We start from the raw sequence: 20,277 nt of genomic DNA on the forward strand, positions 1-20,277 counted from the left end.
TTCAGTCCCTCAAGGATGCTTGGAATCGCTGTTCTAGTGCAGCAACGCATTTGTTGACGGTCGCAGCAATTTCTTCTTCTTCCAGTGTACGCATGGTATCCTGCAAGATTAAGCTAATAGCAAGGCTCTTGTAGCCTTCCGCGACACCTTTACCACAATACACGTCAAATAAGTTTATGCCAACTATATGATTTACGCCAACTTTCTTACATTCAACCAGAACATCTTCTGCGGCTACATTTTCAGGCACAACAATGGCGATATCACGACGGTTAGATGGGAAGCGAGAAACTTCCTTCATCTCAGGGATCACGCAGTCTACCAGACCAGTCCATAATAACTCGAATACCACGGTACGGCCGTTTAAGTCAAGTTTACGCTCCAGTTCTGGATGAACAACACCGATATAACCAATGTATTTATTTTCCAGATAAATCCCAGCACTTTGTCCAGGATGTAAAGCAGGATGTTCTTCTGCCTTAAAGGAAATGTTAGACAGTTTACCTGTCAATTCTAAAACAGATTCTAAATCACCCTTCAAATCAAAAAAATCAACTGCTTGTTTTTCAATCGACCAGTGCTCTTCGAAACGGTTTCCTGCAATAACGCCACCAAGCATTAATTCCTGCCGAATTCCATGTTCCGCATTTTCATCCGGCACAAAACGCAACCCTGTTTCGAATAAACGGACACGGTTTTGCTGACGGTTCTGGTTATAGGCAACAGTAGTCAATAATCCTGTCAACAAGGACAAACGCATTGCAGACATATCCACCGAAATTGGATTAGGCAAAATTAACGCTTCTTCCTGCGGATGAAGATATTTCTGAATCTTAGGATCAACGAAGCTGTAAGTAATCGCTTCTTGGTAACCTCTGTCCACCAACATGGTTTTAACCCTTTTCAGTGGCAAATCAGCTTCACGATGTGAAGTCATAATCAGATCTGCACGCACTGGAACGTCAGGAATGTTGTTATAACCGTAAATACGGGCGACCTCTTCAACAAGATCTTCCTCAATTTGCATATCAAAACGCCAGCCAGGTGCAACAGCTTGCCAGCTTCCATTCTGGACAGTGACCTGGCAACCTAAACGCGTCAGGATATCTGTGACTTGTTCATCAGCAACATGATGACCAATCAAGCGATCCAATTTATTGCGATTAAGCGTAATCATCGCGGGTTTTGGTAAGTAAGATTCGCTAGTAACATCAACAATTTCACCAGCTTCTCCCCCACAAATGTCGATCAACAATTGAGTGGCATATTCCATCGCTTTATGCTGAAGCTGTGGATCAACACCACGTTCAAAACGGTGAGAAGCATCGGTGTGCAAACCATAACGACGAGCACGGCCAGTAATTGCCAGTGGTGCAAAGAATGCACATTCTAGCATAATATGCTGTGTTTCTGCATTAACACCAGAATATTCACCGCCAAAAATTCCCGCCATGGCAACTGGTTGTTTTTCATCAGAAATAATGAGTGTTTCAGCAGAAAGTTCGGTTTCATTACCATCTAGCAGAGTGAGTTTTTCACCTTGCTCTGCAAAACGCACAATAATTGAACCATTCAAACGTGCTAAATCGAACGCGTGCAATGGTTGGCCCAATTCAAGCAAAACATAGTTGGTAATATCAACAACCGGATCAATGGAACGAACTCCACCACGACGCAGTTTTTCGCGCATCCACAGCGGAGTGATTGCCTTGACGTTCACATTCTTGATCACACGCCCCAAATAGCGCGGACAGGCTTCAGGAGCATCAACACGAATAGGGAATGTTGCATCTGTAGTTGGTTTAACTGCTTCGATTTTTGGCTCTGTCATGGACAATTTATTGATAACCGCAACATCACGAGCAACCCCCATGATGCTCAGGCAGTCAGCGCGGTTTGGTGTAATGCTGATTTCAATCGCATTATCGTCCAATTTCATGTAATCACGCAGATCAACACCAATCTGAGCATCTGCTGGCAGTTCAATAATGCCATCATGATCGTCTGCAATACCTAGTTCAGCAAATGAACACAGCATGCCTTCTGACGACTCGCCACGCAATTTCGCTGGCTTAATTTTAAAATCACCTGGCAGCACAGCACCTACTGTAGCAACAGCGACACGCAGCCCTTGACGGCAATTAGGTGCACCACAGACAATATCCAACAGGCGTTCGCCACCAACATTAACTTTTGTGACACGTAACTTATCTGCATTTGGATGTTGCCCACATTCAACAACTTCACCAACAAATACACCGTGGAATTGACCTGCCACTTTTTCAACACCATCAACTTCCAAACCCGCCATGGTGATTTGATCAGACAATGCTTCACTATTAATGGCTGGGTTTGCCCACTCGCGTAACCAGAGTTCACTGAATTTCATGAGATATACCCGCCTTATTTAAATTGTTTGAGGAAACGTAAATCATTTTCGAAGAATGCACGCAAATCTGTAACACCATAACGCAGCATGGTCAGACGCTCCATTCCCATGCCAAAGGCAAAACCAGAATAGATTTCAGGATCAATACCAACATTGCGTAATACGTTAGGATGCACCATACCGCAACCCAAAACTTCTAACCATTTCCCATTTTTACCCATCACATCAACTTCTGCGGAAGGTTCTGTAAACGGAAAATAAGAAGGACGGAAACGTATCTGCATATCTTCTTCAAAGAAGTTATTCAAAAAGTCATGCAATGTGCCTTTCAGGTTGGTAAAGCTGATATTTTTATCAACGATCAGCCCTTCTACCTGATGGAACATTGGAGTATGTGTCTGATCATAATCGTTACGGTATACACGACCTGGCGCAATGATACGGATTGGCGGCTGACGCTCTTTCATGGTGCGGATCTGTACCCCAGAAGTCTGGGTACGCAACAAACGCGTCGCATCAAACCAGAAAGTATCGTGATCAGCACGCGCAGGATGGTGTGCAGGAATGTTCAGAGCATCAAAATTATGATAGTCGTCTTCGATTTCCGGGCCTGATTCAACAGAAAAGCCCAACTCGCCAAAGAAAGTTTCAATACGTTCAATCGTGCGGGTAACAGGGTGCAAGCCACCATTTTCCATACGACGGCCTGGCAATGACACATCGATTTTTTCTGCTGACAAACGCGCATTCAGAATGTCAGCTTCCAGCTTTGCCTTACGCGCACTCAAAGCTTCTTGAACTTCTTGTTTCGCCTGATTAATAACAGCCCCTGCCGCTGGACGTTCTTCGGCTGGTAAGTCACGCAGCGATGACATCTGGAGGGTTAAATGGCCTTTTTTTCCCAGGTATTCAACTCGCACCAAATCCAACGCGGCAACATCCTGGGCTTCTTCCACGGCTGTTTTTGCCTTTGCAACCAGCTCAGTAAGATGTGACATCGTTTTCCTCTTCCTTTGGCCTGATGGCCCTTTAGTTGTTATCGACTATGTCCTCATGATATCGATGAATGAGGCCATAAAAATAAAAAAGCCTCCACACTGGAGGCTCAAGCGCTATTTTTCGTTTCTTTTCTTACGCGCGAAGCCCCCTGATTTCAGGTGCTAAAGTAAAAAAAGAAACGAAAAAAGGCTAACTTTATCATTTGCGTTCTTTCTCCTGTACCCTTCTTGCATTTACTGATCGCAGATAGTATCTAATAATCTTTTGGAAAAAAGTAAAAGAGGGAGCAAGCTCCCTCTTTTAAACTGACTTATGCCAGAGCGCCCTTCGCTTTTTCAACCAGAGCAGCAAATGCTACTTTGTCGAATACAGCGATATCAGCCAGGATCTTACGGTCGATTTCAATCGAAGCCTTTTTCAGGCCATTGATGAAACGGCTGTAAGACATGCCGTTCTGACGTGCAGCAGCGTTGATACGTGCAATCCACAGTTGACGGAATTGACGTTTACGCTGACGGCGGTCACGGTAAGCGTACTGACCAGCTTTAATAACAGCCTGGAAAGCAACACGGTAAACGCGCGAACGAGCACCGTAGTAACCTTTCGCTTGTTTCAGAATTTTTTTGTGACGTGCACGGGCAATAACACCACGTTTTACGCGAGCCATATACTTCTCCTATCGTCTCTGAGTTCTAATCTAAAAAATTTGCTTATGCGTATGGCAGACAAGCAACAACCAGGCCCAGATCACCTTTGGAGACCATGCCTTTTGGACGTAAATGACGCTTACGCTTGGTTGATTTTTTAGTCAGAATGTGACGAAGGTTAGCGTGCTTACGCTTGAAACCGCCGCTTGCGGTTTTTTTGAAGCGTTTAGCTGCGCCGCGTACTGTTTTAATCTTTGGCATTTTAATTTCCACTTCGCATTGTTAATTACAACGAACTAGTAAGGCGAATAGACTCCAGCCAGAATTGACTGGAGCCCATTACTTGTTTGCCTGACTATTTCTTCTTAGGAGCAAGCACCATGATCATCTGGCGGCCTTCAACCTTCGATGGGAAGGATTCAACCACAGCCAGTTCACTCAGATCGTCACGGATACGGTTAAGCATCTCAATACCAATCTGCTGGTGTGCCATTTCACGCCCACGGAAACGCAGGGTGATTTTGGCTTTATCGCCATCTTCCAGAAAACGAATCAGGTTGCGTAGTTTGACCTGATAGTCGCCTTCATCTGTACCAGGACGGAATTTAATTTCCTTAACCTGAATAACCTTTTGTTTCTTTTTCTGTTCTTTGACTGACTTACTCTTTTCATAGAGGAACTTGCCGTAATCCATAATACGACAAACCGGCGGTTCGGCATTTGGGCTGATTTCAACTAAATCAACACCAGCTTCCTCAGCTTTTTCGAGAGCTTCTCTCAGACTGACAATACCAATCTGTTCGCCATCTAATCCAGTTAAACGAACTTCAGAGGCGCGAATCTCTTCATTAATGCGATTTGGGCGCGCCGGTTGAATTCTTTTTCCGCCTTTAATACCTTATTCCTCCAATTGGTGAAGATTGCGACTGCGTATTTCTGTCAGCAGTTTTTCTGTAAACTCACTGACCTCAATGCTACCTAAATCTTTGCCGCGGCGAGTACGAACGGATACTTTTCCTGATTCGACTTCTTTGTCGCCACATACAAGCATATAAGGCACACGACGCAGAGTATGTTCACGGATTTTAAAACCAATCTTCTCATTTCTCAAGTCTGCTTTTGCACGAATGCCTGCATCTTGAAGTTTTTTAACCAATTCCTGTACATAATCTGACTGGCCATCAGTAATATTCATAACGACGACCTGCTGAGGTGCCAACCATGTTGGGAAAAACCCAGCATACTCTTCTGTCAGGATACCGATAAACCGTTCCAGCGATCCCAGAACTGCACGGTGAATCATGACAGGAACCTTACGTTCGTTATTTTCCCCTACATATGACGCGCTCAGGCGTGCTGGCAGTGAAAAATCGAGTTGCACAGTACCACATTGCCACGCACGATCCAAACAATCATATAGAGTAAATTCAATTTTAGGGCCATAAAATGCCCCTTCACCCGGCTGATATTCAAATTCAATGCCGTTTTGAGTTAATGCTTCAGCAAGATCCGCTTCTGCTTCATCCCACTGTTTTTCCGTACCAATACGTTTTTCCGGGCGAGTTGATAATTTAACAACAATCTTCTCAAAGCCAAATGTACCGTACACATCATAAATCATGTTGATACAGCTACTGACTTCTTGAAGGATCTGATCTTCAGTACAGAAAATATGCGCATCATCTTGAGTAAAACCACGTACACGCATCAAACCATGTAAAGCGCCAGAGGGTTCGTTACGATGACAGCTACCAAATTCAGCCATACGCAACGGCAAGTCACGATAAGATTTCAACCCTTGGTTGAAAATCTGAACATGGCCTGGGCAGTTCATCGGTTTTACGCAATATTCGCGGTTTTCCGATGAAGTTGTGAACATGTTTTCTTTATAGTTTTCCCAGTGCCCGGTTTTTTCCCACAGAATACGGTCCATCATGAAGGGGCCTTTTACTTCCTGGTATTGGTACTCTTTGAGCTTTGTGCGAACGAAAGTTTCTAATTCACGGAAAATTGTCCAGCCGTCATTATGCCAAAACGCCATACCTGGTGCTTCTTCTTGCATATGATACAGGTCAAGCTGCTTACCAATTTTACGGTGATCGCGTTTTGCTGCTTCTTCCAAACGCTGTAAGTAGGCATTAAGCTGTTTCTTATCAGCCCATGCAGTACCATAAATACGCTGCAACATTTTGTTGTCACTATTGCCGCGCCAGTATGCCCCTGCAACTTTTTGCAGTTTAAAATGATGACAGAAACGCATGTTAGGAACATGCGGCCCACGGCACATATCAACGTATTCTTCATGGTGATACAGACCTGGGCTATCATCACGACTAATGTTTTCGTCCAGAATCTGGATCTTATACTCTTCACCGCGAGCTGCAAATGTGTCACGCGCTTCTTGCCAGCCAACCCTTTTCTTGATGACATCGTAGTCTTTTTTCGCAAGTTCCAGCATGCGTTTCTCAAGCAGCTCGATATCTTCCTGTGTCAAAGAGCGATCTAAATCGACGTCATAGTAGAAACCATTGTCAATAACAGGACCGATAGCCATTTTCGTATCGGGCCACAACTGCTTGATTGCATGGCCCAACAAATGTGCACATGAATGACGGATAATTTCCAAACCTTCTTCATTCTTACTGGTAATAATGGCAAGATTGGAATCGGTCTCGATTAATTCGCAAGCATCAACCAATTCTCCATTAACACGGCCAGCAATACACGCTTTTGCCAAACCAGCACCGATATCACGAGCCACATCCATTACGGAAACAGCATGCTCAAATTGACGTTGACTACCGTCAGGAAGAGTAATTACAGGCATTTAAAATCCTTATGTACAGTGGTGACCCACACGAAAGATCACTTGTATTAAACAAAATTTATTATTAATCAATACGTTAGGAACAAATCCTTGCTTCACTCCGCAAGATGTGTACAGATTTAAGGTCACATTTTCGAAATGTATCCTGTACATTTGCCCTAACTCGCTCGACATACTAGCACACAGAGTCGGTGCTAAAATAGCTCTGTGGGAATATATTTAAACTACCTCCATGTAAATATATTCCTTAACGTAAATTGGAAACTGCAATAAATAATAAACAAAAAGGCTATATCTATATATTATACTAAATTTTTTCAATATAGAGGCAGCCTAATTATAATTGTGAATATTAATCAGTTGTTATGATTTCATTTTCCCAATAATTACTATGTATCTTTTCATGAGTCACTGGATCAATGATATAATATTCAAAGCAAATCTTTCCGGCCCCACCAGTCACATATCCTTTCACATCATTAAGTTCTGGTGAATCAATTTTAACAATGACCGTCGATAATTTTCCTCCTGGTTTATCTGGAATATGAGGAGCAACAACTGGAAATATCTTATTAAAATTCTGATTCGCTGATTCAACATACATTCTTAAATATATTTCTTTTCCCCAAAGAGGATAAGAGAGATCATTTTCATCATTAGTACACAAAATTTTCACATATAACTGACACCCACTTACAGCATAATTAGATACATCTCTTTGAATGATATCCTCATTATTTGGCTTTTCTTCATCATCTGAATGTTCAAGTTTAGGATCTTGCTTTATATCAGCAAAACTTGAGAAAATCATCGGCATATTATATATTCTTTTGACATTCTCATTAGGCCTGGTGAGCTCACCACCTATATATGTAACACCTCTAACATCTGAATACATGCTATTACCAAAACTTGGTGCTATTATATAATAAAGCATTGAATCTTTCCCATATGGGAAAATATCTCTTCGCATCAAAAATGTATAATTATAATCTTCTGAATCCATATCCCCCAAAACATCGGAAATCTTTTTGACTGGAAATATTAATCCTTCTGGATCAAAAGAACCATCTTTCTTTTTTTTGTTGAAAAATAAAATATTATCGGTCCTGGATGCATTAGGATAGGAATCAATCTCCGCTTCAAATAATTGACGTCCATCGCCTTCTAATGAATCTCCTTCTAGTTCAGGGATATCTGGCGGATTAAGTGAGTTATCACGACTAGGCGGGACAACAGAAATCATATATATGCTACCAGAATGATATTCAGCAACTCCTTCGACTTGACTAATTAAATCTATAATAACAGGTGTATCCATAACAGGATAAACACGGAAATTGACTTTCCCATCTTTATCACTATTAATAATTAATTGAGTTTTCCCCTCATATTTCGTTGGTTTGATAATTTGGTATTTTTGACCTACTCCATCAGGCTCGGAAGTAATTATGATTTTTCTTTCTATATCCTCATTAATTTCAGAATAAATATTGATGGGAGTATTTTTAAGTAATTGACCATTAGTATCAAATAACATCGTATCGTAACTTATATAATGTTCCTCATTATCATCTACATCGTTGTTATTTGGTGTTGCACAAATACTTTTATTTTTCTTCAATTGGATTGAACTTTGAACTAAATCCTTTGCATAATATTTTATTACCTTATCAATACCTGTGAGTGTAAAATGTATTTCTTCTCCCATTGTTATTGAATCGCTTCCTTTAACAGTACATGAAAGGACCATGTTATATGATTCACGATTTTGTTGGGTATTAATTGTTTTAATTATCTTTATACTTTCAAAACCCTTAGAATCCTTTATTCCTATATTAAGGGATTGAGAAATTTTTCCTTTTGGTATTCCGATATCAAGGTAAAATTTTTGACCAATAGCAACATCAGCTCCATTTTTAACAGATAAAATTAAATCGTCATTTGACAAAATCAGATCTTTATCACTTTCCAACATATTTCACCTCTTTTATAATTCTTTCTTGATGAAGTTAGTATATACCAGACCAAGTTTTACCGTCAGGACAAGCATCTCCGCTAACTTCTCCTCCCGGCCTTACTGTATAAACATTGGCTTGCCAAATCTTGCCATAAGAAATATCGCCATAATAATTAACTTGAAAATCAAGATAAATATCTCCATTTTCTATATGGCTAACATAACTAAAAGGAATACCAAACAATAATGTTGCTGTATTACCATTATCTGGTTGAGTTGGCATTATCTTTACTTTAGACTGGTAAATGGTATTGGGATAATTATTAACATATAAGTTTAATTTCACTTCAGCACCAAGTGGAACTTTTGTTTTATCTTTATAATCACTCGTTCCAATTATTTTAACGAATAACGCTTCATGATGTGAATTATTACATTTATTATCTATATCTTTTTCGTGAATTGTATCATGAATAATGTTTTTATCATCATGATAACCATAACTATTGTAAACTATACAACCATCATATATTCTTGCTAAATTGTCAATTGGCTGATTATACCCTCCTCCAGGATATATTATACCTTGTGGATATGAAGATCGTACTGTTCTCAATCTGTCCACAACAGTATAAGAAAAATTAGCAAGTTCATTCACTCTAAGCATATTATAAGGGAATATCACATAGCTATTATTGCCTAATTCATTAACCTCTTGAACAAGAAATGATTTTTGCACATATTGTTTGTTAATGAAAAATAGTATTGTATCATTTCTCTTAGCACCAGGATAATTCTGAATTAAAACGTTAAAGACATTCGAATTAGGATCTACCAAAAGACTGCTATTATCCTCGCTTATGACAAGAGGAGAGAGATTCAAGTCTTCTTTATTGTTATCTATAATATATACTTTATTTTTTGAAGATATACGCTCTGTTATATCCAATATTATAGAATCAACTTGAAATATTACTGAAGTTGATTTTTTAGGATAAATATAAAAAATTAACTCTCCATTTTTATCTGAAGTGATAGAAAAGTATTTCTGATCAGAAGAAAGGCTTTTAATTTCGACAGGTTTTTCTTTATCGGAATGATAAATACTAACCAATCCAAAATAAGCACCTTTTTTCTCAAGGATATCAACGGAAACATTCGGTAATGGTTTTCCTTCTTTATTTCTGACTAATGCAATTGCCTTAATACAATCACCATTAGGTGGAGTACTATCATAATCTAATATTTGCAAGAATTCTTTTTCAAAATATATTGATATAGATCTTTCATCGATTGATAGATTATTTTTCATATCATTTCCTTATCTCAAAGATTTTTTATTATATCAAAATACAATAGTTGACAGTTTTTTTATAAAGGATCACATCCATCATTATCATCATGAGCCTGGTTTGGTAATACGGTATTAATTTGAGTAGTCCATTTTTTACTATACGTTTTAGAACCATCGCTATTTTCGATATAGTAATCAAAAGAAAGTGTCCCTAACCCTTTGGAGAATGAAGGCCCAGCGCGGTTAATGTCACAGTATGGGATATTAACTACAACATGACCGGTTTGTTTTCCAGAATCAGCAGTAGATAACGAAAACTGATAACTTTTATGAGTATTTCTGGATGTTGGTGTTTTGATATAAACATTCAAATATCCCGTGCTACCGAGTTGTGGTAGATTTTTATTATTTTGATCATTCGTTCCCATAATCACTACATATAACCCTGTCACCCCCTTGGCACTTTGACCCGGTTTTTTGTTACGATTTATCATACTTAGGATAATGCCATGCCACTCAACGGTTTCATTTACTTCACTATATACATCAATGGGAAGTGTTGCATGGCTGGTATATACTTTAACTTTATCGTAGACTTCGTTGTTAGATGAGTCTTTTTGTTCACCAATATATGTGAACATTTCGGTCATAGAATAGCTGTATTCTTGATTTTCAGGAGCAATCAAATAATAAAGCTTCATAGGTTTATTAAGTGGTAACTGATCATATGTAAAATAAAAAGGAATTGTATCCAGGCTGGCTATGTTATCAATCCTATATATAGGTTTAAGTTGAATTGGTTTATCATTTTGATTAAACCCTTGCATAAAAAATATTAAAGAATCGGTATCCTTACCACCAGGATAAGAAGCTACATGTACCTCTATGCCTTTAGCATCAGATATTTTTTCAATCTTCCCATTTTTTATTCCTGATATTCTTGGCGCATTTGGACCAAATAATGAGCTACGTATAGCATTAAAAACATATATAGATGCTGCATAATTAACAGGAGTTAAATTCAATATTTGAGTATCAAAATCAATCCTGACAGAAGTATCCCGTACTGGATAAACGCGAAATTTTATATTTCCATGAATATCACTATTAATAGCAAAAAAATCAAGACTACTCTGACTGTGTGTTATGATTTTTTGAGACAGTTCTCCATCTTTGGGTTCTGTACCTATATTCACAAGTGTCTTATTTTGATCATGAGAAAAAATTTTACCCGGTTGTTCTGATGATACCAAAATTTGTGTATTTCTTAATGGATTATTGTTATGATCCAATAACTTACCAGTATATGTAACATACGAATTACCAGTGCCAACAGGGTTATCTTCTGTTGGTGGCTCAATGTATTCATTATTAGCAGTTAAGGCAATAAGGCTTGTCGGATCCACTTTCTTAGTTGTATACTCTATTTCTAATGATTTAATTTCATTAATATAACCAGTACTTGACATTGCATGAACTGTATATTTAATTGACATATCTGATGGTAAATTGCTATTTATATGCAATAAAACTACAGCACTACCAGAATTTTTATTTTCTGATACCGTCCAATTATTCTTATTTTCTACAGTTAGATAATTTTTGTCGGCCTCGATTGAAATGCTATCAATACTAGAAATCAAATTTGAATCAGCAGTAAGTGATACGGTTAAGTAACAAGTTTGCCCAATAATAACATCAGCTCCGTTCGGTATAGATACACAAAGTTCACCAGATGTACATGAATTATCTATTACCTCTGTATTATTTATTATAATCATTATTATTTACCTTTATATTTTAAATTAAAGATAATATCTACATCATCTATATGAATGGATAATGTAGATATCTCTGTTAAATTAATATTTTTTATCAGTATATATTGAGATAGTTTGAATTTTAACTGCCATTATCGTCGCAGGGACAACCATCATCATTTATATCAGAACCCGTATTTGCCGTGCCTATTGTAGCTTTCCATTCTTTGCTTTTCGTTGTTACTCCTTCGTATGTAATTGAGTAGACAAACGACAGTTTTGCCAGCATACCGTCTTCCCATCCCCGAGCCCGAGTTAAATCACAATATGGAATCTTCACAACTTGATAGTAATTAGTATTATCTGTCAGTGTGATTGGTGGATAAGATTTATTCTCCTGTCTTGTGGCAGAATTGATATTAATCGTTAAAGTACAAATAGAGTTTAACATAGGAAATCCCTTCGCATACTCAGTCATATCTTTAGCTATTTTTATCACGACATACAAACCAACTGGATCAGTTTTTGTTATAGTACTACTTTCTTTTACATATTGATTTATCGTATCTAGAGTGACCAGACGATTGTCATACATACGATCATTATCATTTTTATTTTTGAGATCAAACGGTGATAGTGAATAACTGGAGTATACCTCAACGGGTGTATAAACCCCATCATTATCATTGTTATCATCACCATCGGATAGCTCACCAACATACATAAAGTTTGATGACATGGAATAGAGAGAATCCTGGCTGGCAGGAGCTATCAGGTAATAAAGCTGCATAGGCTTATCAAATGGTAGCTGGTCATATGTAAAATTAAAAGGATTTCCATCCAGACTGTCTATATTATCAAGCTTATATATAGGTTTCAGTTGAATTGGTTCATCGTTTGATTCATACCCTTGCATAAAAAATATCAAAGCATCCGTCTTTTGATGTCCAATATACGGAGAAATTCCGACCTGCATAGCTTTAGAGCCTGGAATTTTTTGAAGTTTTCCAAGTTGATCTACATTATATATATTTGGTGATGATGGGCCAAATGGATCATCACTTGTATTCGTGTTACTAAAGATATATACAGATGCAGAATAACTCAAAGTAGTTACACCTAATATTCCTGTTTTAAAATCAATCCTTCCAGCTATATTTTTTTTGGGATATACACTAAATTTTATATTACCACCATCATCACTATTAATAACAAAATAGTCGACCCCATTGTCTCTACTAGTTGGTATTGGTTTAGGTGTAGGGTTACTACTATCTGGCACTGTTCCTATATTAATAAGAACCTGATCAGGGTTGTCAGAGTATATTTGATCCGTTAATGAAGATACGACTATAACTTGGGTATTTTTAAGAATCTTTTTTTTATTATCAACAAGTAAACCAGAATATATAATATTTTCATTCCCAGCTTTTACCGGATTATCCTTTTCCGGAGGTTGAATATATTCATTATCAGTATTTAATACAATAACAGTATCGCGATCAACTCTCTTTACATTATATGTGAATTTCAGCGGCGTGTAATTCGATACTGCTTGAGTCCCTTTCTCGTCAGCCCAAAGTTTAACAGTATAAATAATCTCTTTATGCTGCAGTTCATTTAGATTATTATCAACCGTCAAACGGATCATTACATCCCCAACATTACCTGATGCCAACCATGATTTCTCAGTCTTCCATTTAACTAAATTAACTATATCCCGATCAAGTTCTATTGTTACATTCTTAATATTTCTTATTTTACCTGGTACTCCTGATGCAATTATTGATATATAACTAGTTTGTCCCACAATAATATCAGATTGGTCAGGTATTGTTGCAGTAACAGTATAATCATTCTGGGGAAGAGTTTTTACTACAAGGTCTTCTTCAATTTTCATTTTGGAACCTCATTAATTAAATTTATTATATTTTGTTATTATTTCAATAAAGCACTAAAACAACTGATAATATCAACTAAAATTAGTTCAGCCAAATGATTTTAATTAAGTATATTGTTTTATGCTTAACAATAGAATAATAATCGAAAACAGATTAAATAATCAATCCAAATTTAGATAATGAAAAATAGTTATCACCTGATAACTAAATTATATTTACTCAAGAAACATTTAGATTAAAAGTTTTCTCCTCATGAAATTATTTAACACCGATACAAAAGGAGGGATTGCATTTTTAATAGCGCAAAATAAAAAAAGACAATTAAAAAGAAGATAACCAAGCCGCAACTGCACATTGCGGCCACCTATATTTACAGAACATTTAAAATACTGTTATCTGAGAATACCCCGACACAAATATGGAAAATATTTTTAGAATATATCGAAGTCCTGCACTTTTAAACTAATAAGAAAAATAACTCCCAACACAAAGCACATAACCCTTAGAATCATTAGCACTAACCACCTGTTTGTTTTCTTGGGTATTATAGATAAAATTCCCACTATTGCTCAGACTGTTATTCGAATATTTCCCAAGGATGTTTGGAGTCACTGGAGGTGGTGATGTAATATAATCAAGAAGCCCCCAAGAATAGCTGTCTGAAAATTCATTTTGCAAGGAGTAACTATCAGTTCCGTTGATACCTACATCAAGTTCATTAATATTACGCAAAGTTGGTAAACGCGGATCCTGACATGAAATATCCTCTTGCTCACTATCCTGTTTCATAACTCCTGGGTACCTAGATGCAGGCTGTATGTATTTTTTAATAAAAAAAGAATAATTATAAGCATATTTAGCCTTATTGGTTCTTTTAATCGTTATAGATGTATCCACCTTAGCCTTATGAAAAGTGCCCAGAGTTATCTCTCCTGTAGTCAGATCTATGGACCCAATGTCATTAATACCACTACCAAAGCCTTCGGTAGAAATTATTTCTCCTCCTTTATCCAGAATCTTTTCCTTTATCGACAAGTCATACAATTGTGCATACATATTTCCAAATGCATTACTAGGTCTGAGTTGATCTTCAAATATTTTACTCTTCTTAATTGTTACATTATCAGCTTCTTTGGTATAGACAACAATTCCCGCGGGTTGCGATACTACGTCAAATGCAACTTGTTGATTTGCCGGATTAGAAGTCGTTTTCCCCCTTCCTGCTGGTACTTCTAATTTTACGTTCAGACCGTCAGTGACTTGACCATTATTAATATCACCAATACCCACCTGGCTGCTTAGGATGGCCGTAATTTGACCATTTTTTACTATATTGTTAGGTTCAATTTTCCATTCTTTCTGCCCATTATAGTTTTCAGGGGCAGGATCCAGAATCCAGTTAGCATCTACCTTATACCCATCAGGTAATGTTTTACCGTCAGCCTTAACCACTTTCGCCGTATAGGTATAATGTCCACTACTTCCCCCCTTTATGGGATGCTTAGGATCAAACGCAACATCAAGACTGACTATCTTTAAATTTTCCGCTTCAAAATCCACAGGATCAGCACACTGTTCTGTTTCAGAGATCTCAACAGATTTTTCATCAACAGCAGCAAGACACACGATGGCACCTGTCACTACCGGATTTTTCTCACTGCTAAGCAGTTGAACTTTTAATGTGCCATCAGATTGAGCAGTCACTTCTCCCTTCTCTGATAGCCAGGTATTTTGTGGAGTACCACCCGCCTGCGATTTTAACCGCCACTTAAATTTAATCTCTTGCCCGGTATAAGGTGTTTTACCATCAGCACCAACCACATGCGCAGTATAGTGATAAGCGTGTTGCGGCTCTTTATCTCCATCCGCCGGAACGGTGCCGGTTTTTTCGGCAACGGTGGGTTTATGAATAGTTGGCCATTTGAATTCCACATCCACCGACGCCGCTGTTTCAACGCCTTCGACAGAAGCCTCTACCGTCACTGTTTGCGCCTGCGTACTGGTCAATGTTGTGGTAGCACGCCCATCACTCCGAGTTGTGCTGCTTGTTGGACTCAGTGTTACTCCTTTTTGATTGGGATTTTTTAAGATCCAGTTAACTTGCTTATTAGGCTCCGGATTGTTACCCGTAGCATCTTTAACGTTAACGGTCAGGGTATAATTTTCACCCACCAATATTGGGCTTGGTGGTGTCGGTGTTATTGACACTTGTTCCGATTTGAAATCTACTGGTGGCTTTGCCTTAACCGGCGGTTGTTTTCCCACCGTGAGTGAAACGACAACCCCCTTGACTGCCTTAATGCTGGTTAAGGTTGCCGTTAATTGCCCCTTGCCATCTATTGTCTTATCTGATTGATCGAGCACGAGTCCATAAGCGTTAGAGTTAGCTGGATGCTCTATCTTCCACGTTGCATTATGAATAATTTCCCCTCCTCGAACTAGTTTTCCACCAATACCTACAATAGCCGCCGTATAGGTATATTTTTGGGCACCATCTGCCGTTAACGTCCCTGACGGGCTGACCTGAATATCCCCGCTAATCCGATAATCTTGGGTATCCTTAGTAAAGGTCACCGGTGGTTGTGCAGGTATAGACGGTTGGCCTTCAATGGACAGTGAAACCGTGACATCCTTTATCTCCACTGTACTGGCTAACGTTGCGGTCAATTGCCCCGCACCATTCGTTGTATCCCCACTATGATTAAAAATGAGATTTTTATTATGGCTCTCATCCTGACCATTTCGCGTAATGCTCCACTTCACATTAGCAATATTTTGATTCTTCGCTTTATTCCCCTGACTATCAATGATGACAGCCGTATAGGTATAAGTATTCTTGCCATTCGCAATCAAAGAACCCGCCTGGTCTATATTTACGGTACTGTTATGAATATGATATTTCGCTGTACTCGCAGTAAAAGAGACTGTCTGTTCTGCCAGCACAGGTTTGTGACTGCCAATAGCGAGTGAAACCGTAATATCTTTTATTTCCACTGTACTGGCCAAGGTTGCCGTTAATTTTCCATCTCCATTTGTTTGGGCTTCACCATTTAATGGATTCCAAATAAGCCCATCATGGTTTTTGTCCTTACTCCAATTCACATTGGCGATTTTCTGATTTTTCACTGGATGGTTATCACTATCTAATACCACAGCGCTGTAGGTATAAGTCTGGGAACCATTGGCTACCTGTGACGGTACTGCCGGTAAAACTTCAACTTTATCCACGTGGAAACTGGCAGGATTTTTATCAAAACTGACCTCCCCCACTAACTGCGGTGGTTGGCTATTCAGTTGCAGGTATACTTTGACGTCTTTATGTGGCCGGCTACTTATTAAGACAGGTTTGCGTTTGAAATGACCCTTTTCATCCAGTGCTACAGCGTCTGATGTTTCCCAGTCAAGCAATTGCAATCCCGTATCTGTACCGATTTTAGGATCGGTTATCCACTGAACGTGGCTGATAGTGGTATTTTTTATCGGTGTCCCATGAGCCGTATCAAAGGTAATCACCGGATTAAACGTATAGCCATCCTTTTTATCCCCCGTTGCAAGCAATGGCCCAGCAGGAGTAAAATAATCCCCTTCCTGTTTTTTCAGCATAAAGGGCCTGACAATCACGCGCATCGCAACAGGCGCTGATTTTAGACCATCTTCCAATTCAGCCAGGGCATAAATGGGGTAATTGTTATTCTGGTTATCACCGGATAAATAGGTTGGCAGAGTGATTTTTATAGTGTGACCGACGTGAGAAGAGAACTTCCCTCCGTTTTTTTCAAAATCTTCGTTCGTTGTCCAATGAATCTGCTTAACAAAGTCATTAGACGATAATTTAACCGTAATCTCGTGCTGCTCCTGACTGTATCCAACAATCGTTTCCGGTAACGATAATTGGGCAATCGGCTTTTTCTGGTGTTCAAGCACAATATGATTATTTCTTTCTACCAGATCATAACGGCTTCCCGCTAAAGTTCTCGCCGCCGCTACATTTTCTGGCGACAATTGCACACTCAGGGGTACACCCAGTTTATAGTTAAAATTCGCCAAAAACTGCGTTTCGCTGTGCCCACTTCCTCCTCGTTTATAATCTACACCCAGGGTAAATAGCGGAACTGGGGTATAAGTCAGCCCCAATTTAGCCAAGTTAGGATTTTTCTGTTTTGTGTCACGATTGAATAAAGTTACGTTATCGCCAAAATACTGCTCATAGGTCAGTTTGGCCCCCAGATGAGGGTAAACAGGTAAGAAAAACTCCCCATTAATGTCATAACCGTTAGCCGGACGTTCATAATAACCGACAAAATTCCGTGAGTCTTTCCAGTTAGTTAAACGATAATAGGTATTAGCGGAAAGTTTAATGTAGTCTCCCCCTATTTCTCCGCCCAAACCAAGACGCTGATTTTTACCTGTCAGGTCGTAATCATAAAAGGTATTCAGGCCATACATCCAGTTTTGAGAAAAATAACGCCCACCTAATCCTACATTCATGGTATCCCGGCTATCTTTGTTGCGATAACCCAGTTGGGAAAAGAACAACCAATCTACTTTATTATCATAAAGTGGCAGTAACAGATCGAATGAATTGTTTTTTAGCGCTCCCTTTTTATCGAATCCAAAATTAATTCTGACAGTACCAAATTGTGATAACCATTTTTGTGCACCGGAAGATACCGTGTTATTAAACTGCCCTATCGCGTAAGATTTGGCTTGCTCTGCCAGTTCTGAAGGCGAGGATGATAGGATATTTCCTGCCATCTGGATGTTTTTAGCAATAACATTGGGTGTACTGGAATTCGAGGGGTGACTGTTTTTTTCAAATCTAGTTTCTTTACTCGTATTCGAATTCAAAAAATTTTTACTTGATTCGTTAATCCGAACATTTATATTATGTTGGTCATCTTTTTTTTGCGTGTATATTTTTGCATAGGTTAGATTACCCTCTGCAAAGGTGTGCGTTATCGTATAGGGTACCAATAATGAGTAAAGAAAAAAGAAGAAGACTGTGCCCTTGCCAATATATGATAACATAATAAAAACACCTTATAAATTTTGATATCAACCCAGCTTTTTAGTTACGCTCATACGTATCCATCAAATGGTTAGAATCTACTCCTATTATGATACTAGTTGTCTATTTTATTTTTGCGTTATTAAAAATAGTTATCACTCGATAACTATTTTTAATAACATAACCAATTGAAACACTAATGATTATTACCAAATATTTAACAAGTCAAAAACAAGAGCAAGCCTCGTTAATTTAAACGAGGCTTGTTAGAGATTAGAATAACTCTTTATATTTTAATTAATATGTTATAAAACTCGTCTTAATATATGGGAGAAACTATCTCTGCTTCCATATATATCACCTACAGCGTAGTCAACCAGAACCAGTCTTCCGCTATTTTCTTGTGCCCAATCATAAGGGATATCTATTGCTATCCGTTCTACATTGTCAAGTACTTGATAATTAGTTTGCCACATTGTCTGACCTACCAACCGGATGTTTACTGTCTGATTTAATCTCATATCAGGATAACGTATTATGACTTGAATAGAATCATCATTGTATTCAAGGTTGGGTGCAGGTAAATTAAGTGTTTGCCCTTCAATCTCAAGCTGTAAATCTCCTGAGTACTCAACAACATCACCAGGTGTTCTTGTTACTGAAAAATGCAACGTAGCAGTATCACCAATAGTGTCAATAAACTCCATACGAGGAATATAGAATGTCATCGGTGCTACATTATTTACTGTCTGAACAGGTGGCACGTATGTAATATCACTACGACGCCCTTTCCATAAGACCTTGACTGTATGCCCAGGAGCCATGCCCTCATAAACCGGCACAATGACTTTCAACTGATCTAACCGATAATAATCATCTTTTGTCAGCAAGGTGCCTTGTTTGCCTGTAGCTTCTGGAACACTAGGAATATAATCAGATAATCTAGATGAATCAAAAAATATAAGATTTATATTCACTGTTGGTGACTCACGTTCATTACCATGACTTATTATCTTATACTTAGCTTGATAGGCACCATATTTAGAAATTTCATCCACAGGAAATAGTAATGTATATGGGGATGTATGCAATGTACTTGGGCTAACAGAGTATGGTCTGTTTTTTATAACCACACTATTATTATCACTTAAATAAAGATATCCATCTATTTCATCACCAGTCTTAGCATCATCATATCTTGGCACTTCCATTAATATATATTCAGTATTCATTATACGCAAATCGTGTATGTTAATGGTATCGGTTCCATGTGCCTGTGGAAATGTAGGTGGAGAGAGAGTTATACTATCTAAACCTTTCATGAATTACTCCTTAATTGAGTGTTTATTAAATATAACTTCAGGACATAATCACTTAACTTTTTTATTTCTTGACAATAAAATTCATAAAATTATTATTTTCCTTATTTATCCAAAAACTTAAGTCAAACATTAATTCCTTTAAATAAACTTTATGTGATTTTATATTGTTG

General features: G+C 38.2%; 13 protein-coding genes and 1 other annotated feature. All 13 genes read right to left on the reverse strand.

Features of this window, described 5'->3' with window-relative positions; genetic code table 11:
- Window position 1: 1 nt before the first annotated feature.
- On the reverse strand, window positions 2-2,389 hold the full coding sequence (gene pheT / locus IQ209_RS04640; protein WP_193849436.1) for a phenylalanine--tRNA ligase subunit beta: 2,388 nt from the start codon (window positions 2,387-2,389) through the stop codon (window positions 2-4).
- 14 nt (window positions 2,390-2,403) lie between these two features.
- Window positions 2,404-3,387 (reverse strand): phenylalanine--tRNA ligase subunit alpha, encoded by a 984-nt coding sequence (pheS, locus tag IQ209_RS04645; protein WP_193849438.1) that lies wholly within the window; start codon window positions 3,385-3,387, stop codon window positions 2,404-2,406.
- Between the two features lie 81 nt (window positions 3,388-3,468).
- Window positions 3,469-3,591 (reverse strand) — a sequence feature (Phe leader region).
- Window positions 3,543-3,590 (reverse strand): pheST operon leader peptide PheM, encoded by a 48-nt coding sequence (pheM, locus tag IQ209_RS18710; RefSeq protein ID WP_152669842.1) that lies wholly within the window; start codon window positions 3,588-3,590, stop codon window positions 3,543-3,545. Its footprint overlaps the feature before it by 48 nt.
- Before the next feature lie 107 nt (window positions 3,592-3,698).
- Window positions 3,699-4,055, reverse strand: a complete 357-nt coding sequence (rplT, locus tag IQ209_RS04655) for a 50S ribosomal protein L20 (protein WP_010847342.1) — start codon at window positions 4,053-4,055, stop codon at window positions 3,699-3,701.
- A gap of 43 nt (window positions 4,056-4,098) precedes the next feature.
- The gene (gene rpmI, locus IQ209_RS04660) at window positions 4,099-4,296 is read right to left on the reverse strand and encodes a 50S ribosomal protein L35 (protein WP_006118955.1); all 198 of its coding nucleotides are present in this window, start codon (window positions 4,294-4,296) and stop codon (window positions 4,099-4,101) included.
- A 94-nt stretch (window positions 4,297-4,390) separates the two neighbouring features.
- Window positions 4,391-4,930 carry a translation initiation factor IF-3 gene (gene infC / locus IQ209_RS04665; protein ID WP_071827254.1) on the reverse strand — a complete coding sequence of 180 codons (540 nt, stop codon included), beginning with the start codon at window positions 4,928-4,930 and terminating at the stop codon, window positions 4,391-4,393.
- Window positions 4,931-4,933: 3 nt separating this feature from the next.
- Window positions 4,934-6,862 (reverse strand): threonine--tRNA ligase, encoded by a 1,929-nt coding sequence (gene thrS / locus IQ209_RS04670; RefSeq protein ID WP_193849440.1) that lies wholly within the window; start codon window positions 6,860-6,862, stop codon window positions 4,934-4,936.
- A 352-nt stretch (window positions 6,863-7,214) separates the two neighbouring features.
- A complete protein-coding gene (locus IQ209_RS04675; RefSeq protein ID WP_193849442.1) occupies window positions 7,215-8,840 on the reverse strand; it encodes a hypothetical protein in 1,626 nt (541 codons plus the stop codon).
- Between the two features lie 34 nt (window positions 8,841-8,874).
- Window positions 8,875-10,134 carry a hypothetical protein gene (locus IQ209_RS04680; RefSeq protein ID WP_193849444.1) on the reverse strand — a complete coding sequence of 420 codons (1,260 nt, stop codon included), beginning with the start codon at window positions 10,132-10,134 and terminating at the stop codon, window positions 8,875-8,877.
- A 59-nt stretch (window positions 10,135-10,193) separates the two neighbouring features.
- Window positions 10,194-11,897: a hypothetical protein gene (locus IQ209_RS04685; protein WP_193849446.1), complete on the reverse strand. Its 1,704-nt coding sequence runs from the start codon at window positions 11,895-11,897 to the stop codon at window positions 10,194-10,196.
- Between the two features lie 121 nt (window positions 11,898-12,018).
- Window positions 12,019-13,776, reverse strand: a complete 1,758-nt coding sequence (locus IQ209_RS04690; RefSeq protein WP_193849448.1) for a hypothetical protein — start codon at window positions 13,774-13,776, stop codon at window positions 12,019-12,021.
- A gap of 463 nt (window positions 13,777-14,239) precedes the next feature.
- Window positions 14,240-18,532: an inverse autotransporter beta domain-containing protein gene (locus IQ209_RS04695; RefSeq protein ID WP_193849450.1), complete on the reverse strand. Its 4,293-nt coding sequence runs from the start codon at window positions 18,530-18,532 to the stop codon at window positions 14,240-14,242.
- A gap of 558 nt (window positions 18,533-19,090) precedes the next feature.
- Window positions 19,091-20,107, reverse strand: coding sequence for a hypothetical protein (locus tag IQ209_RS04700; RefSeq protein WP_193849452.1), 1,017 nt, complete (start codon window positions 20,105-20,107; stop codon window positions 19,091-19,093).
- Between the last annotated feature and the right edge of the window lie 170 nt (window positions 20,108-20,277).

The organism is Xenorhabdus sp. BG5 (genome assembly GCF_015163665.1).
In the GTDB taxonomy this organism is placed as follows: domain Bacteria; phylum Pseudomonadota; class Gammaproteobacteria; order Enterobacterales; family Enterobacteriaceae; genus Xenorhabdus.